The organism is Rhodococcus sp. YH1 (genome assembly GCF_009939605.1).
In the GTDB taxonomy this organism is placed as follows: domain Bacteria; phylum Actinomycetota; class Actinomycetes; order Mycobacteriales; family Mycobacteriaceae; genus Rhodococcus; species Rhodococcus aetherivorans.
The window spans coordinates 1-14,727 of sequence record NZ_WVTE01000045.1; the positions used below are offsets into that span (position 1 = coordinate 1).

The following is a 14,727-nucleotide window of genomic DNA, read 5'->3' on the forward strand; positions in this document are numbered from 1 at the left end:
GCCGCGACTGGCGCGGCACGACGAGGTGCACCCGGGGCGAGTCGAGGTCCGGGGGTGGTGCCGTCGGGGACGCGGGTTCGGGGCTCGGGTTGGCGGTGGCGGCGAGCGCGGACTTCGTGTCGAACCACTTGGGAAACAGGGCCGAAACCAGTCCGGCGGCACCCAGGACGACGAAGGGGACGACCCAGTAGCCGACGACGGAGAGCGCGTCGGTCTCGTCGCGGACGGTGGCGGAACCGTCGACGATCGGCGGGATCAGCGAGGACACGGTCATCACGGCGAACGCGGCCGCCCACATCCACGTCATCGCGGTGGTGATGTACCGGAAGCCGCCGGATGCCGCGGTCGCGGGATCGACTGTCTCGACGGCGTATTCGCGCACGAACGGTCGTCCGGCGAGGATGCCGCCGAGGACGACGAGCAGCAGTCCGAGATTGCCGACCGGCTGCAGCCAGCGTTCGAGGACGGCGTCGTCGAGCGTGAGCGCGGCGATCAGCAGCAGCGCGAAGACGACGACGGTGCCGATGTCGAGGGAGCGCCACGGCTTCCCGCGCACCCGCTGTACGAGGGGGCCGGCGGCGGCGAGCGCGAGGGCGGCGGCCACGGCGGTGACGAACCCGGTGTTGCCGACGAGGATCCAGTACACAATCCACGGCGCGAATCCGACGACGAGGGACATTCGCGGATTGTCTCCCGCCTCCCGCCGCCGTGGGGGTGCTTCCGCGATACGCCTCAGGAGTTCACGGGAACGAAGATCACGGTTCGCACTTCCTCGGCGGGGGTGCCCGGCGGGCTCCAGTACTCCTCCCACGCGGTGCTCAGGTCGAGGTCGTGCCCCTCCCGGGCGGCCCAGGCGGCGAGGGCCTCGTAGGTGTGCTCGAGCGTGTCGTAGGGACCGAGGTGGGTCTCGGTCGCGACCTGGCCGGCGGGCAGGTCGATCGGGACCACGTGACCGTCGCCGTCGATCCGGGTGGCGACCTCGAAGCCGGCGGCGCCGTCGAAGCCCTCCCTGGTGAAGTTGCGGTAGTACGCGACGGCCGGGCCGGCCGGCGACGTGCCCGCGCCGGCCAGGTACTGTTCGACGGCGCCGTACGCCTCGCCGAGGTGCTCACCGATGTGCGCCACGTCGGTGCTGAACTCCACGGCGGCCAGATGCCTGGCCGGTGCGTGCACGATCTCGGGCATGCGTCCTCCCCTGTCGAAGCCTGGGGCCACGATAGGCGATTCACACTGCCGATTCGTGAACTTCCGGAGACATCGAGCGCCCGGGCTGTGCGGGGGTTGCCGGCGGCCGAATGTCACATCCGGTCGATGCAATCGAATCGATGTGACATTCGGCCCGCACACACGAGCGCTCCGACGACCGTGACAATCGTCACAGCACCGGCCGGACCGCAGCGACCCTCGTCGCGGCGGCGCGACGGGTCCCGCAGCCGGCGGCCCGTGTCCGCTTCGACCCGTTCGCGGCGTCGATGCCGGTCCGATGCTGGACAATTCACGTAGCCGACGGCGCTCGCGGACCCGGCATCGTGCCGCGCGAAAGACCAACGGCCCGAATGTTACTGCCCGGTGTTACCCGGCGGTATTCCCGGGCCCGCCGAGGCCGGACCCCGGAATCGTCCCCCATTTCGATCGTAATCGACTGTCCGCCAGCGGTTCCCGCGCGCGAGGCGGAGAGGGAGCGGCAAACCCCGCCCTGCCGACCACAAAACGTGACAAACCCTCATGTTTCCTTCATGCTGTTAGCGGAAGGATCGTCCCCACCGGGGGGCACTCGGCCGTCGACGACGACGGTCCGCGGGACGAGGCCGACCGCCTGTCCGCCGACACCCAGGCATCCGCCGGGCCAGTCGGTGCACACGTCCGCACGCATACGCCGACACGAGGAGCCGACCGATACATGTTCTTGCTCGCGTTATCAACCCGTGACGCGGGCCTCGACATCGGTTAACTTTTTTCACTCACTGGCGAGAAGCTTCGACGAGCGTCGCACGAGCGCGCACAAACCTGGAGAACGGTGGCAACGAGTATGTTCAAACGGATCGCGGTGGTCAACCGAGGTGAGGCGGCAGTACGCCTCATCAGAGCAGTCCGGGAGCTCAACTCCGAGCACGGCTACGACATCAAGACGATCGCCCTGCACACCGAGGCCGAGCGGCGGGCCATGTTCGTCCGCCAGGCCGACGAGGGCGTCACCCTGCGGCCGTCCACCACGGCCGCCACCCCCTACCTCGATCACGCCGAACTCGAGCGCGCCCTCCTCGAAGCGAAGGCCGACGCCGTGTGGGTCGGCTGGGGCTTCGTGGCCGAGGATCCCGCCTTCGCCGAGGTCTGCGCCCGCCTGAACATCACCTTCATCGGCCCGTCGGCCGAGGCCATGCGCCTGCTCGGCGACAAGGTCGAGGCCAAGCTGCTCGCCGAGAAGGTCGGCGTGCCCGTCGCCCCGTGGTCGGGCGGACCGGTCGAGACCCGCGCCGACGCGCGCCGGCACGCCCAGGCCATCGGCTACCCGCTGATCATCAAGGCCCGTTCCGGCGGCGGCGGCCGCGGCATCCGCAAGGTGTACTCCGAGGACGAGCTCGAGCTCGCCCTCGAGCGCACCCAGGGCGAGGCCGAGCGCTCGTTCGGCGATCCCGTGGTGTTCATCGAGCGTCTCGTCACCGACGCCCGCCACGTCGAGGTCCAGGTCATCGCCGACGGTCACGGCAACGTCTGGGCGCCGGGCGTGCGCGACTGCTCCATCCAGCGCAAGAACCAGAAGGTCATCGAGGAGTCGGCCTCGCCGCTGCTGACCAAGGAGCAGGCCGACCACCTGCGCGCGGTCTCCGCGGACCTCGTGCGCGCCGCCGGGTACTGCGGCGCCGGCACCGTCGAGTACCTGTACCAGCCGGACCTGAAGATCTTCACCTTCCTCGAGGTCAACACCCGCCTGCAGGTCGAGCACCCCATCACCGAGGCCACCACCGGCATCGACCTGGTCAAGCTGCAGATCCTGGTGGCCTCCGGGGAGAAGCTGCCCGGCGACTGCCCGCCCGAGTTCGGTCACGCCGTCGAGGCCCGGCTCAACGCCGAGGACGCCGACAACGGTTTCGCCCCCGCCCCCGGCTCCGTGCAGCTGCTCAAGTTCCCGCTCGGGTCCGGCCTGCGCGTCGACACCGGCATCGCCCAGGGCGACGTCATCCCGCCGGACTACGACTCGATGGTTGCCAAGATCATCGCGTGGGGCCGCGACCGCGACGAGGCCCTGGCCCGCCTGCGCACCGCGCTGCGCGAGACCACCGTCGTCCTCGACGGCGGCACCACCACCAAGTCGTTCCTGCTCGACCTGCTCGACCGCGAGGAGGTCATCTCCGCGTCGGCCGACACCGGCTGGCTCGACCGCACCGGAGCCGGCACCGCCACCGGTCCGTCCCGGGTAGCCGACATCGCGCTGATCGCCACGGCCGTCGACGTCTACGACGCCGAGGAGAGCCACGAGCGCGCCGCGTTCCTCACCTCCGCCCGCGGCGGCCGCCCCCGCGCCGGGCACTCGGTGGGCCGCAAGGTCGAGCTGAGCTACCAGGGCCAGGCCTACGAGCTGCTCGTCGGACAGGTCGGGCCGCACCGCTACCGTGTCGACGCCGGCAGCGGCGAACTCGAGGTGGACGTCGACCGGCTCGGGCAGTTCGAGTCCCGGCTCGTCCTCGCCGGGCGCCGCCACCACATCGTCTCGATCGCCGGCGCCACCGGCTTCCTCGTCGAGGTCGACGGCATCAGCCACCAGATCAGCCAGGACGAGGCCGGCGTCGTGCGCACCCCCGCGCCCGCCGTCGTCGTCGCGGTGCCCGTCGCCCCCGGCGACGAGGTCGAGGCCGGCCAGACGCTCGTGGTGCTCGAGTCCATGAAGATGGAGACCGCGGTGCGCGCGCCCTTCGCCGGCCGCGTCCGCGAGGTCCTCGCCGTGGTCAACTCGCAGGTCGACGCCGGTGCACCGCTGCTGCGTGTCGATCGGATCGCCGAGGAGACCGTCACCGAGACGGTCGAGCGCGTGCAGTTCCCCGCACCCGCCGCCGTCGTGACCGGCGACGCCGCAGCCGACGCGCTGGCCCGGCTCGACGCCCTCGAGGCGCTCGTCACCGGTTACGACGTCTCCGGCAAGCGGACCGCGACGCTGCTCGCCGAGTACGACCGCCTGCGCGGCGAGGCCGCCGGGAACTGCGACCTGGTGCGCGCCGAGCTGGCGCTGCTCACCACGTTCGCCGACGTGTGCGAGCTCTCGCGCAACCGCCCGACGCAGGCCGAGGAGTCCAGCGACGAGCGCGTGCACAGCCCCCGCGAGCACTTCCACGGCTACCTGCAGTCCCTCGACGTCGAGGTCGGCGGCCTGCCCGAGAGCTTCCGGGCGCGGCTGTCGCAGGCGCTGCGGCACTACGACGTCACCGAGCTGGACCGCACCCCCGAGCTCGAGGAGGCCGTCTACCGGCTGTTCCTCGCGCAGCAGCGCATCGAGACGCAGGTTCCGGTGGTCTCGGCACTGCTCGAGCGGTGGCTCGAGGAGACCGAGGGACCGGCCGGCATCTCGCAGGAGCTGAACGAGGTCCTCGACCGGCTCATCGTCGCCACCCAGGTGCGCTACCCGGTGATCGGCGACGCGGCCCGCAACCTGCGCTACCGCCTCTTCGAGGAGCCGGTGATCCGCAAGGTCCGCGAGCAGGTGTACGACGGGGTGCGCGGCAGCCTCGCCCACCTTGCCGACCACCCCTGCGCCGCGGACTACGCGCAGCGCGTCGAGGCACTGGTGGCCACCCCCGAGCCGCTGATCGACCTGCTCGCCCAGCAGATCGCCCGACCGGAAACCGTTCCGGGCCCGCTGCTCGAGGTCATCACCCGCCGCGCCTACAAGATCCGCACGCTCGAGCAGGTGCAGTCCGAGGTGCGCGGCGGCCGGCAGTTCGTCACCGGCAACTTCGATCTGCGCGGCACCCGCCTGTACCTGATCTCCACCGAGGCCCGGCACGCCGAGCTCGAGGCGGCCCTGGACACCGTCGAGGAGTCGGCGCGCACCCTGCCCGGCACCGACAACCTGGTGGTCGACCTGTACCTCGCGTGGGACGACGCCCCCGCCGACGCCGACGCGCAGGCCGAGGCGCTGCGCGCGGTGCTGGCCGGCCGTGAGGTCGCCGCCGCCGCCCGCCGGGTCACGGTGACGGTGTGCCACACCGACCGCGCCGAGGAGCACGTCTTCACCTTCCGCCCGTTCGAGACCGGGTACGCGGAGGAAACCAACATCCGCGACATGCACCCGCTCACCGGTCAGCGCCTGGATCTGTGGCGGCTGAAGAACTTCGTCGGCACCCGCCTGCCGGCGAACCCGGACTCGTACCTGTATCACATTGCGGCGAACGAGAATCCGTCCGACGAGCGGCTCATCGCCCTCGCCGAGGTGCGGGACCTGACCCCGCAGCGCGACGAGACCGGCACGATCGTGGGCCTGCCCGCGTTCGAGCGGGCCCTGTCGAGCTGCCTCGACGCGATCCGCCGGTCGCAGGCCGCCCGCGGCAAGCGCCGCCTCGACGCGAACCGCGTGGTGCTGTTCGTGTGGCCCGAGGTGGATCTGAGCATCGACGACCTGAAGCGGGTCAGCCGTGGGGCGGCCCCGCTCACCGTCGGCGCCGGCCTCGAGGAGATCACCGTCATCGGCTGGTGGCGTGAGACCGCGGAGGCCGAGCCCCGCGAGGTGGCGCTGCGATTCTCGTACCGCTCCGGCGCCGGCGTGGTCGTGCGGGTGACCGATCCGCCGAAGGAGCCGCTGCAGCCGCTCGACGAGTACACCCAGAAGGTCCAGCGCTCCCGCGCCCGCGGCACCGTGTACCCGTACGAGCTGATCCCGCTGCTCACCGGCAGCAAGGGCAGCTTCGTCGAGTACGACCTCGACGACTCCGGGGCGAGCGCAGCGACGGGGGGTGTCACCGGCGCCGTGGTGCCGGTGCAGCGTCCGTACGGCCGGAACAAGGCCGGTCTGGTGGTCGGGCTGGTCACCACCCCGACGCCGCGGTACCCGGAGGGCATGACCCGGGTCGCGCTGTTCGGCGATCCGACGAAGGCGCTCGGCACCGTCGCGGAGGCCGAGTGCGCCCGCGTCGTCGCCGCGATCGACCTGGCCGAGCAGCTCGGCGTCCCGGTCGAGTGGTTCGCGCTGTCCTCCGGCGCCACCATCTCGATGGAGTCCGGCACCGAGAACATGGACTGGGTCTCGCGGGCCCTGCGCCGCATCATCACCTTCACGCAGGCCGGCGGCGAGATCAACGTCGTGGTCACCGGCATCAACGTCGGCGCCCAGCCGTACTGGAACGCCGAGGCGACGATGCTCATGCACACCAAGGGCATCCTGGTGATGACCCCGGACAGTGCGATGGTGCTGACCGGCAAGCAGTCCCTGGACTACTCCGGTGGCGTGTCGGCCGAGGACAACTTCGGTATCGGCGGCTACGACCGCGTTATGGGCCCCAACGGTCAGGCGCAGTACTGGGCGCCGAACCTGTCGGCCGCGGTCGAGGTGCTCTTCGGGCACTACGAGCACGCCTACCTCGCCCCGGGCGAGCGGTTCCCCCGCAAGGCCGAGACCGTCGACCCGATCGAGCGCGACGTCCGGGTGTACCCGCACGTGCACCCGTCGAGCGACTTCACCACGGTGGGCGACATCTTCTCCGCGGAGACCAACCCGGACCGCAAGAAGCCGTTCGACATCCGCACGGTCATGCGCGCGGTGGTCGACCAGGACCACCCGGTGCTCGAGCGGTGGGCGGACATGGCCGACGCCGATACGTCGGTGGTGTTCGACGCCCATCTCGGCGGCAACGCGGTCACGGTGATCGGCATCGAGTCCCGCGCCATCGCCCGCAAGGGCTGGTTCCCCACCGACGGGCCGGACCAGTGGACCTCGGGCACGCTGTTCCCGAAGTCGTCGAAGAAGACCGCGCGGGCGATCAACGCGGCGAGCGGCAACCGCCCCGTGGTGGTGCTGGCGAACCTGTCCGGGTTCGACGGCTCCCCCGAGTCGCTGCGTAACCTGCAGCTCGAGAACGGCGCCGAGATCGGCCGGGCGATCGTCAATTTCGACGGCCCGATCGTCTTCGTCGTGGTCTCCCGCTACCACGGTGGCGCCTTCGTGGTGTTCTCCGGCGCGTTGAACGAGAACATGGAGGTGCTCGCGGTCGAGGGCTCGTTCGCCTCCGTGCTCGGCGGCGCACCCGCCGCGGCGGTGGTGTTCACCCGCGACGTCAATGCGCGCACCGCGGCGGATCCGCGGATCACCGAACTCGAGGCGCAGCTCGCCGCGGCCGAGGACGGCGAGAAGGCCCGCCTGCGGGTCGAGCTGGCAACGCAGCGCACGGCGGTGCGGTCGGAGAAGCTCGGTGAGGTGGCTGCGGAGTTCGAGGCCATCCACAACATCCAGCGCGCCCAGCAGGTCGGCTCCGTGCACTCGATCATCCCTGCCGCGGACCTGCGGCCGGAGATCGTCGCCGCCGTCGAGCGAGGCATGGCGAAGGTGCTCGCGCAGTAACCGCACGATCCCCGAAGGGCCCCGCACCGGTTCGCCGGTGCGGGGCCCTTTCTTGTGCCCTCACGGGTCCGTCACCGTCTCGGCCGGCGTCCCGGGTACTTTCTCCCGCCGGGACGGCCGTACGTCGCCCTGAAGTCGCTGGGCGAGGCGACCGATCCGCGCACACAACCCCCGATCCGGAGTGTCCCAATCCCGGGAAATATGCGATCGTGAGCAAGCTCACAGGTTTGCGGCGGCGTGGAGCCGGGTACCGATTTTCGCCCCCCACACCCCCCGCGCAGGTCGCTACATGCACGCTGTTGGCACGCAGTGCTTTCGAGCCGGCACCCCCCATGCGAGCGGAACAGCCACGGATCGAGCAGTGAATTATGCTGTACTGGAGTACATTTCGCAGGCAGATCACGAATACGCGAACAGACCAGCTGCATGTATGCCGCACTCCTGACCGTGCAGTAGTACCGCGCGCCATTCCGATCGGCCCGCTGCGCGTTGCGTGTTGTGACGAAGGTCCCGGAACGGACATGCAGTCGGCCTGTAGGTGAACATCACCCCAACAATGACCGTAATCCGTTGTTATTCAAGACTATTCAGTATCATTAGCGTAAGTCATTGCTCTGCCAATCATTTTCGGCGAAAGACATGACACATGACGCGCGATGCTGCATCATTGAACTCGACAGGGGAGAACGAGCGGGAGCACTACGTGAATTCGGTTGGCAGGGGCGAATATCGCGAAGCGTGCAGGGACGCTCACATCAGCTGCTCGCGGTAGCACCCACGCCGATCGGACTCCGGGCACCGCCGCTCGGGGCACCGGCATCGCCGGCCCGACACATCTGTACTCGACGGCATCCGTCGAGTTCGCCGCATTCGAGGAGAACCGACATGACCAGCACCATCGAACCGTCGTCCCGTACCACCGTCGCCGGCACCAAGCTGCGCGGCCGCGTCGCATTCGTGACCGGTGGAACGCGCGGCATCGGCGCGGCCATCAGCCGCAGCCTCGCCGCCCAGGGCGCGACGGTGGCCGCCGGGTACGGGCGCAACACCGCCCAGGCCGACCAGTTCCTCGCGGACATCCAGGCGAACGGCCAGAACGGCGTCGAGTACAGCGTGCACAAGGGCGACGTCGCGAACGCGGACGACTGCCGTCGCACCATCAACGAGGTCATCGAGCGGCACGAGCGCCTGGACATCCTCGTCAACAACGCCGGCATCACCATCGACCGCACCGTGCTGAAGATGGAGGACGACGACTGGAACAACGTCATCTCCGTCAACCTCTCCGGCGCCTTCTTCCTGGCCCAGGCCGCCCTGAAGCACATGCTCGAGCGCGGCACCGGTCGCATCGTCAACGTCTCGTCCGTCATCGGCGAGACCGGCAACATCGGCCAGGCGAACTACGCGGCCTCGAAGGCCGGCATGTTCGGCCTGACCAAGACGCTCGCGAAGGAGGCGGCGTTCACGCTGGCCCGCTCCGGCAAGCTCACCCCGGACAGCATCGGCGTCACCGTCAACACCATCACCCCCGGCTTCGTCGCCACCGAGATGGTCGAGACCATCCCGGACAAGGTCCTCGATCGCATCAAGAGCACGATCCCGGTGAACCGCCTGGCCGATCCCGAAGAGATCGCCCGCGTCGTCCACTTCCTGGCCGCCGACGCCTCGTCCTACATCACCGGTCAGGTGTGGGGCGTCAACGGCGGACTCGACATGTGACCCGCTGCACCCAGACACACCTCCGCACTTCTCACTGAACGGTACTTCGGCACATGCAGCCTTTCGAGCTCAACCGACACGGGCGGATCGTCTTCCCGTCCAACTTCTTTCCCGATCTCGATTTCTCGACGATGACGAGCGTCGAGCAGCTCGATGCCGTCATCCGTCGCGATTTCGAGACCAAGGCCCCCACGGTCTCGGAGATCCTCTCGCGCCACGCGCAGGGCGTCTACCGCACCAAGGTCGATCTCATGCGCGACATGGCGCTGAACCTGTTCTGGGCCAACCGCTTCGCGATCACGATGTTCGACAAGCGCCCCACCCGGTGGTCGGACGTGCCGCGCAACCGCGACGACGTCTACATGCCCGTCCTGACGCCATGGCCGGACAGTGAGACGAAGACCGCCCGGGTCGCGGACGCCTACCGCGCCCTGCCCGCGGGCTGGGACGACCCCGCCGAGGACCGGATCTTCGAGACCCTCTTCGACGTCTTCGGCGCCCGCAAGCACATCGCCTCCGGGTTGCCGACGGTCAAGCCCACCGTCGCAGAGCTGATCTCCGATCCGTCGAACCGGACGATGCGCCTCGGTGCGTACAACCCGGACTTCCCCCGGTTCGGCTACGACGAGATCCTCGACTGCCACGAGGACGTCGCCGAGCTCGAGGCGCTGCGGCGCTGGTCGATGGTGCTGCACAACCAGCAGCCGTGGGAGCGAACCCAGGTCGAGCTCACCGAGGTGGGGCAGCTGCGCGACGACGACTACGTCGTGCTCTACTACCCGCGCGACCGGCACGTGCAGCGGTTCATCTCCCGGGTCACCTCGGGTCGGACCGCCCGCGCCGCCGTCCCCGCGAAGGTCGAGCCGGTGCAGCCCTCGCGGCCGTACCCGACGATCGACGTACGCCGCGACTTCGCGGTGCAGCCGCGCATCGAGGCCCTCGCCGTCGCGCACGGTGATCAGGTGTGCACCAACGAGGATCTGATCCGCAACTCGGCCTACAACTGGTCGCCGATGACCGCGGACGAGATCACCGCCAAGACCGGCATCGAGCAGCGCCGCTACACCTCGGGCAGCTTCGAGGACCTCGCGCTGTCGGCGGCGAAGTCGGCGCTCGAGCACGCGCAGGTGGGACCCGAGGACATCGGGGCCGTGATCGTGTGCACCTGCACCAGCGCCCGGCTGATCCCGTCGCTGGCCACGTGGATCTCCGGCGAGCTGGGCATCGCCCAGACCCACGCCTCGTTCGACCTGGTCGCCGCGTGCGCCGGCCTGCCGTACGGGCTGGCGGAGGCCACCCGGATCCTGCAGCAGGTGCAACGGCCGGTGCTGGTGGTGTGCGTGGAGAAGTTCTCCGACAAGATCGGCAATGTGCGCCCCTCCCGCATGATCTTCGGCGACGGCGCGGCTGCGCTCGTGGTCGGCGTGGCGCCCGAGGGCTCCGCACCGGACATCGAGTACATGCAGACCTACGCCAGCGGCCCGAACAGCCAGGTCAACTCGATCATCTGGCCCAACCCGGACTTCGACAACTACATCACCGTCTACGGACCCGAGGTCAAGGCGCTCGCCGGCCGCTATCTGGTCCAGATGCTCGACGACGTGAAGGCCCTGCCCGCCCCGGAGGGCGGCATGGGAACGCTGCTCGACAACATCGACCTGATCGTCCCGCACCAGGCGAACAAGACGATGATCACCGAGCTCGCGGCGGACGCCGGCCTTTCGTCGGACCGCCTGTACTTCAACATCGAGAAGGTGGGCAACGCCTCGTCGGCGAGCATCCCGCTCGCCATCCACGACGCGGTCCGGGACGGGGTGATCACCGAACCCGTGCGGATCTTCGCTCCGGGCTTCGGCGCCGGCGCCGTCGCCGGCTTCACGGTGCTGCGGATCGATCCGGCGGTGGTGGCACCCTTCCGCCCGGTCGACGGTGGGGCCGTGGCCATCGACCCGCTGCGCGCAGCGTCCACCTCGGACGACGTGACACTCGCCTTCGGCTGATCGAACCGTCGTTCCCCGCGTGGGGAATCGTTGCCCGCGTGCGCACCAGCGCACGCGGGCAACGGCTTTCGGTACCGATGCTCAGGGCAGGACGCGGATCCAGTCGACCAGGGCCCGGGCGACCTCGTGCGGAACCTCGGGGATCAGGGCATGCCCGGCCCCGGGGATCAGCACGACCGTGACCCGGTCGGCGCCGAACTGCCCGGTGAGTTCGCCGCGGGTCGGCGCCGGACGGAACACGTCGTCGCCTGCCTGCAGGTCCAGCAGCGGCGACGGCGCGACCGTCCACCATGATTCCTTGTCCGTGGCGGCCATCGCCCGGCGCTGCGCGACGATCGCGGCGGGCCACCAGGCGTCGAGCCACACCGCCGGGTCGTGCCCCTCGGCGAAGAACACCGCCCGCAGGTGCTCGAGCCGCTCGGCATCCGGCAGCGACAGGTCGGAGCACTTGGCGACGCGTTCGGTGAGCGACTCCGGGAACCGGCGGGCGCCCGCGGCGAGAATCGCCACCCCCCGCACCAGGTCGGGCCGATCCGCAGCGAGGACCCGCGCGACGTAATGGCCGAAGGCGTGCCCGGCGAGGACGGCCGGGCCCGCGTCGAGCCGCTCGATCACCTCGGCGACGTCGCGGGCGAGGTCGTGCAGGTCGAGGTCCTCGAGCGGACCGCGGCTCGTGCCCACGCCACGCGGCTGGGGCCGGATCGCACGGAAGCCCTCGGCGGCGAGGTCGGTTGCGATCGGGTCGAACTCGTAGGAGTCGCGGCCGAGGGACGGCAGCAACACCACGGCCGGGCCGGATCCGTCGACGAGCACCTCGATCTCCACGTCGCCGAACGCGACGGTGTGTATATCGCTCATGGCGACATCCTTCCAGTGCCGCCGAGCCGACACCGAATTCCTGAGGCTTGCCGCCGTGGCAGGCGCTCGCAACTGATGCCGGCTCACCGGAGAGGGTGTCTGCTTCCTCCGTGCCGGCGCTGCATCACCACTTCCGACACCGCACCGACCAGAGGCGCGGCCCGGTCCGACGCTTGCATGGCCACTGCCGAAATAATGCGATCCGTTGGGGTCTGACGATTATTCGCCTTCGTCGTCCGCCTTCTCGGCCGGAGCGTCGAGTTCCCACCGGGAGGCTCTGCTGAAATTGTTGCTCGCTGAATATAAATAGCGGCACCGTCTGATAGTCGAGATAGATCAAGGGGGCAGTAGTGGAGATCCGTCACCTGCGCACGTTCCTTGCGGTCGCGGAGGAACTTCACTTCGGCCGGGCAGCCGCGCGGCTTCATATGGCGCAGCCTCCCGTCAGCCAGCAGATCCAGCAGTTGGAGAAGGAGCTCGGCGTCCAGCTGTTCGAGCGCAACACACGGTCCGTCTCACTCACGAAGGCGGGCCAGGCGTTGCAGGGCCCGGCGCAGAAGATTCTGAACGACTTGGACCTGGCAATACGCGCGGCGATGTTCGGCAGCTCGGGAATTGCCGGCAGAGCTTCCTTGGGTTTTGCCAGCGCCAGCAGCCGCCGCGTCCTGCCTCTGATCACCAGGGCCGTCAAGGGCAGCGAACCGGGCATCGACCTTGCTCTCCAGGGGCAGACGTACGGCGGAGCGGTGGTGAATCAGATCCTCTCCGGAAGCCTCGACATGGGTTTGGCTCGTCTGCCTGTCCGCGACCCGTTGATCGACTGGCACATCATCGACTTCGAGACGCTGGTGGCTGCGCTGCCCGAAGACCACCCACTGGCGGCGAAACCGGAGCCGGAAGTCGCCGACCTGGCCGGTGAGCCGTTCGCGACTTTCCCTGGCACGCAAGGCTCTACGGTCAGGGACGCCACGGCGCTGATCGCCCTGCAGGCGGGCTTCTCCCCGCGCATCGTCCAGGAGGCGCCCGATTCCTACACGATCCTCAGTCTCGTCGCCGCCGGTGTCGGGATCACAGTGACTGTCTCCTACGTACAGCACATCCAAATGCCCGGACTTTGCTCTCGGGCGTTTTCCACACCGGTACCGAAAATGGCCGCTGTGCTGGCATGGCACAAGAAAAACAGGAATCCTGCCCTGCAGGCTGTCGTGGCCATCGCCCGAGAGCTCCTGCACACCCGAGCCCGAGCCGGTACTCCTCATCCGGTAACCCGACGTTGCCCCGAAAGGGCCGGATCAGCCCCGATCGGACTCACTGAAGCCCCGGTTCCGCTGGGGTTCTTGTCGTTCCCGTCGACGTACCTTCGGATTGGTTAATCCCCGCTATCGAACTCATAGTGAATTCAGATCAATCAGAATTGGATTGCACCACTGTGGATATGAGAAGCTCTGCGCGGTGGGTCACAACTCCCACCCCGGGGGCCGTGACTCATAGGAGCCGTACCCTCCCTCAACTTCTCCCTTCGATAGGTTCTCCATGCCAACAACAGCCACTGCCGGCGACGGGATACCCGACGGCACAGGGCACTTTCCGAGAAATCAACGGAAGTCCATGATCGCCGGCGTCTCGGGAAACTTCCTCGAATGGTTCGACTGGACCATGTATGCGCTCGTGACCACATACTTGGCCGCCAACTTCTTCGACAAGAACGATCCCCAGTCGGCGCGGCTCTCCACGCTGGCGGTGTTCGCCGGCGACTTCCTCGCCCGCCCGCTCGGCGGGCTGATCCTCGGTTGACTGGGAGATAGGTTGGTACGCAAGACATCACTGGTCATCTGCATGCTCATGATGGGCGCGGGCAGTCTCATGGTCGCAGTGATCCCGACCTACGACTCCATCGGCATCTGGGCCTCGGTTCTCCTTCTGACGGCTCGGCTCATCCAGGGCATCGCCCACTGCGGCGAAAGCGGAAACGCCTACACATACCTGGCCGAGATCGCCCCGGCAAACAAGCGGGGCCTGTGGGGTAGCAGCATCATGATGACGATGCTGCTCGGCGTCATGGCGGCAACCGCGATGAGCATCCTTCAGACGTCGATCATCTCCGAGGACGACATGTCGGAGTTCGGGTGGCGCATCGGCTTTGCCATCGGAGCAGTGCTGGCCATCTTCGCGCTGTTCCTCCGCCGTCAGGCCGAAGAATCCGGATTCTTCGAGGAAGCCAAGGCGGCCGCCGGCACCGCGTCGGTCCGAGTGATCACGCGCCGGCAGCTGGTGATCATCGCCGTCCGCATTCTGATGCTGAGCCTCCTGACCAACGTCCTTTACTACACGTGGGTGAACTTCTCCTCGTCGTTCGCCATTTCCGGCAAGGGCATGGATCCCAACGGGGCTTACATCGCAACGTTCTGCGCACAGATTCTTGCCTTCATCGCACTGCCGTTCTGGGGGCGGCTCTCGGACCGGATCGGGCGCCGCAAGCAACTGGTGTTGTGGGCTGTCGCGGTCATTGTGGTGGTGTTCCCCATCAACTGGGTCCTGACGTCGGCGCCGTGGACCCTGTTCGTGTCGCAGGGAATTGCCCTGCTCGTATGGGGCATCCAGTCGTCG

The 14,727-nt window shown here is 68.6% G+C and carries 8 protein-coding genes and 1 pseudogene; 6 read left to right on the top strand and 3 right to left on the bottom strand.

The window, feature by feature from the left end:
- A pseudogene (locus tag AIIKEEIJ_RS05035) lies at positions 1-679 on the bottom strand (acyl-CoA thioesterase); the annotation flags it as partial.
- 53 nt (positions 680-732) lie between these two features.
- Complete coding sequence (locus AIIKEEIJ_RS05040) at positions 733-1,185, bottom strand: GyrI-like domain-containing protein (protein WP_006946883.1); 453 nt, start codon at positions 1,183-1,185, stop codon at positions 733-735.
- An 844-nt stretch (positions 1,186-2,029) separates the two neighbouring features.
- Between AIIKEEIJ_RS05040 and AIIKEEIJ_RS05045 the strand changes: the two genes are divergently transcribed.
- The 3 genes from AIIKEEIJ_RS05045 to AIIKEEIJ_RS05055 all read left to right on the top strand — a co-directional run bounded on the left by AIIKEEIJ_RS05045 (position 2,030) and on the right by AIIKEEIJ_RS05055 (position 11,262).
- Positions 2,030-7,543: an ATP-binding protein gene (locus AIIKEEIJ_RS05045; RefSeq protein WP_161995085.1), complete on the top strand. Its 5,514-nt coding sequence runs from the start codon at positions 2,030-2,032 to the stop codon at positions 7,541-7,543.
- Positions 7,544-8,428: 885 nt separating this feature from the next.
- Positions 8,429-9,262, top strand: a complete 834-nt coding sequence (locus AIIKEEIJ_RS05050) for a 3-oxoacyl-ACP reductase FabG (RefSeq protein WP_161995079.1) — start codon at positions 8,429-8,431, stop codon at positions 9,260-9,262.
- Between the two features lie 53 nt (positions 9,263-9,315).
- A complete protein-coding gene (locus tag AIIKEEIJ_RS05055) occupies positions 9,316-11,262 on the top strand; it encodes a 3-oxoacyl-[acyl-carrier-protein] synthase III C-terminal domain-containing protein (RefSeq protein ID WP_161995080.1) in 1,947 nt (648 codons plus the stop codon).
- Between the two features lie 81 nt (positions 11,263-11,343).
- On the opposite strand, the gene AIIKEEIJ_RS05060 is transcribed toward AIIKEEIJ_RS05055, so the two are convergent.
- Entirely contained in the window at positions 11,344-12,120 is a 777-nt protein-coding gene (locus AIIKEEIJ_RS05060) for an alpha/beta fold hydrolase (protein ID WP_161995081.1), read from the bottom strand.
- A 350-nt stretch (positions 12,121-12,470) separates the two neighbouring features.
- Between AIIKEEIJ_RS05060 and AIIKEEIJ_RS05065 the strand changes: the two genes are divergently transcribed.
- From AIIKEEIJ_RS05065 to AIIKEEIJ_RS05075, 3 genes are all read left to right on the top strand, one after another.
- On the top strand, positions 12,471-13,493 hold the full coding sequence (locus AIIKEEIJ_RS05065; protein WP_161995082.1) for a LysR substrate-binding domain-containing protein: 1,023 nt from the start codon (positions 12,471-12,473) through the stop codon (positions 13,491-13,493).
- A gap of 235 nt (positions 13,494-13,728) precedes the next feature.
- Positions 13,729-13,914 (top strand): MFS transporter, encoded by a 186-nt coding sequence (locus AIIKEEIJ_RS05070; protein WP_161995083.1) that lies wholly within the window; start codon positions 13,729-13,731, stop codon positions 13,912-13,914.
- A 12-nt stretch (positions 13,915-13,926) separates the two neighbouring features.
- Positions 13,927-14,727, top strand: an 801-nt coding sequence (locus AIIKEEIJ_RS05075; protein ID WP_161995084.1) for an MFS transporter, incomplete at its 3' end; no start/stop codon positions are given.

Coding starts and splice junctions, on each gene's coding strand:
- AIIKEEIJ_RS05050 (WP_161995079.1), top strand. CDS start 8,429: ATGACCAGCACCATCGAACCGTCGTCCCGTACCACCGTCGCCGGCACC.
- AIIKEEIJ_RS05060 (WP_161995081.1), bottom strand. CDS start 12,120: ATGAGCGATATACACACCGTCGCGTTCGGCGACGTGGAGATCGAGGTG.
- AIIKEEIJ_RS05045 (WP_161995085.1), top strand. CDS start 2,030: ATGTTCAAACGGATCGCGGTGGTCAACCGAGGTGAGGCGGCAGTACGC.
- AIIKEEIJ_RS05040 (WP_006946883.1), bottom strand. CDS start 1,185: ATGCCCGAGATCGTGCACGCACCGGCCAGGCATCTGGCCGCCGTGGAG.
- AIIKEEIJ_RS05055 (WP_161995080.1), top strand. CDS start 9,316: ATGCAGCCTTTCGAGCTCAACCGACACGGGCGGATCGTCTTCCCGTCC.
- AIIKEEIJ_RS05070 (WP_161995083.1), top strand. CDS start 13,729: ATGATCGCCGGCGTCTCGGGAAACTTCCTCGAATGGTTCGACTGGACC.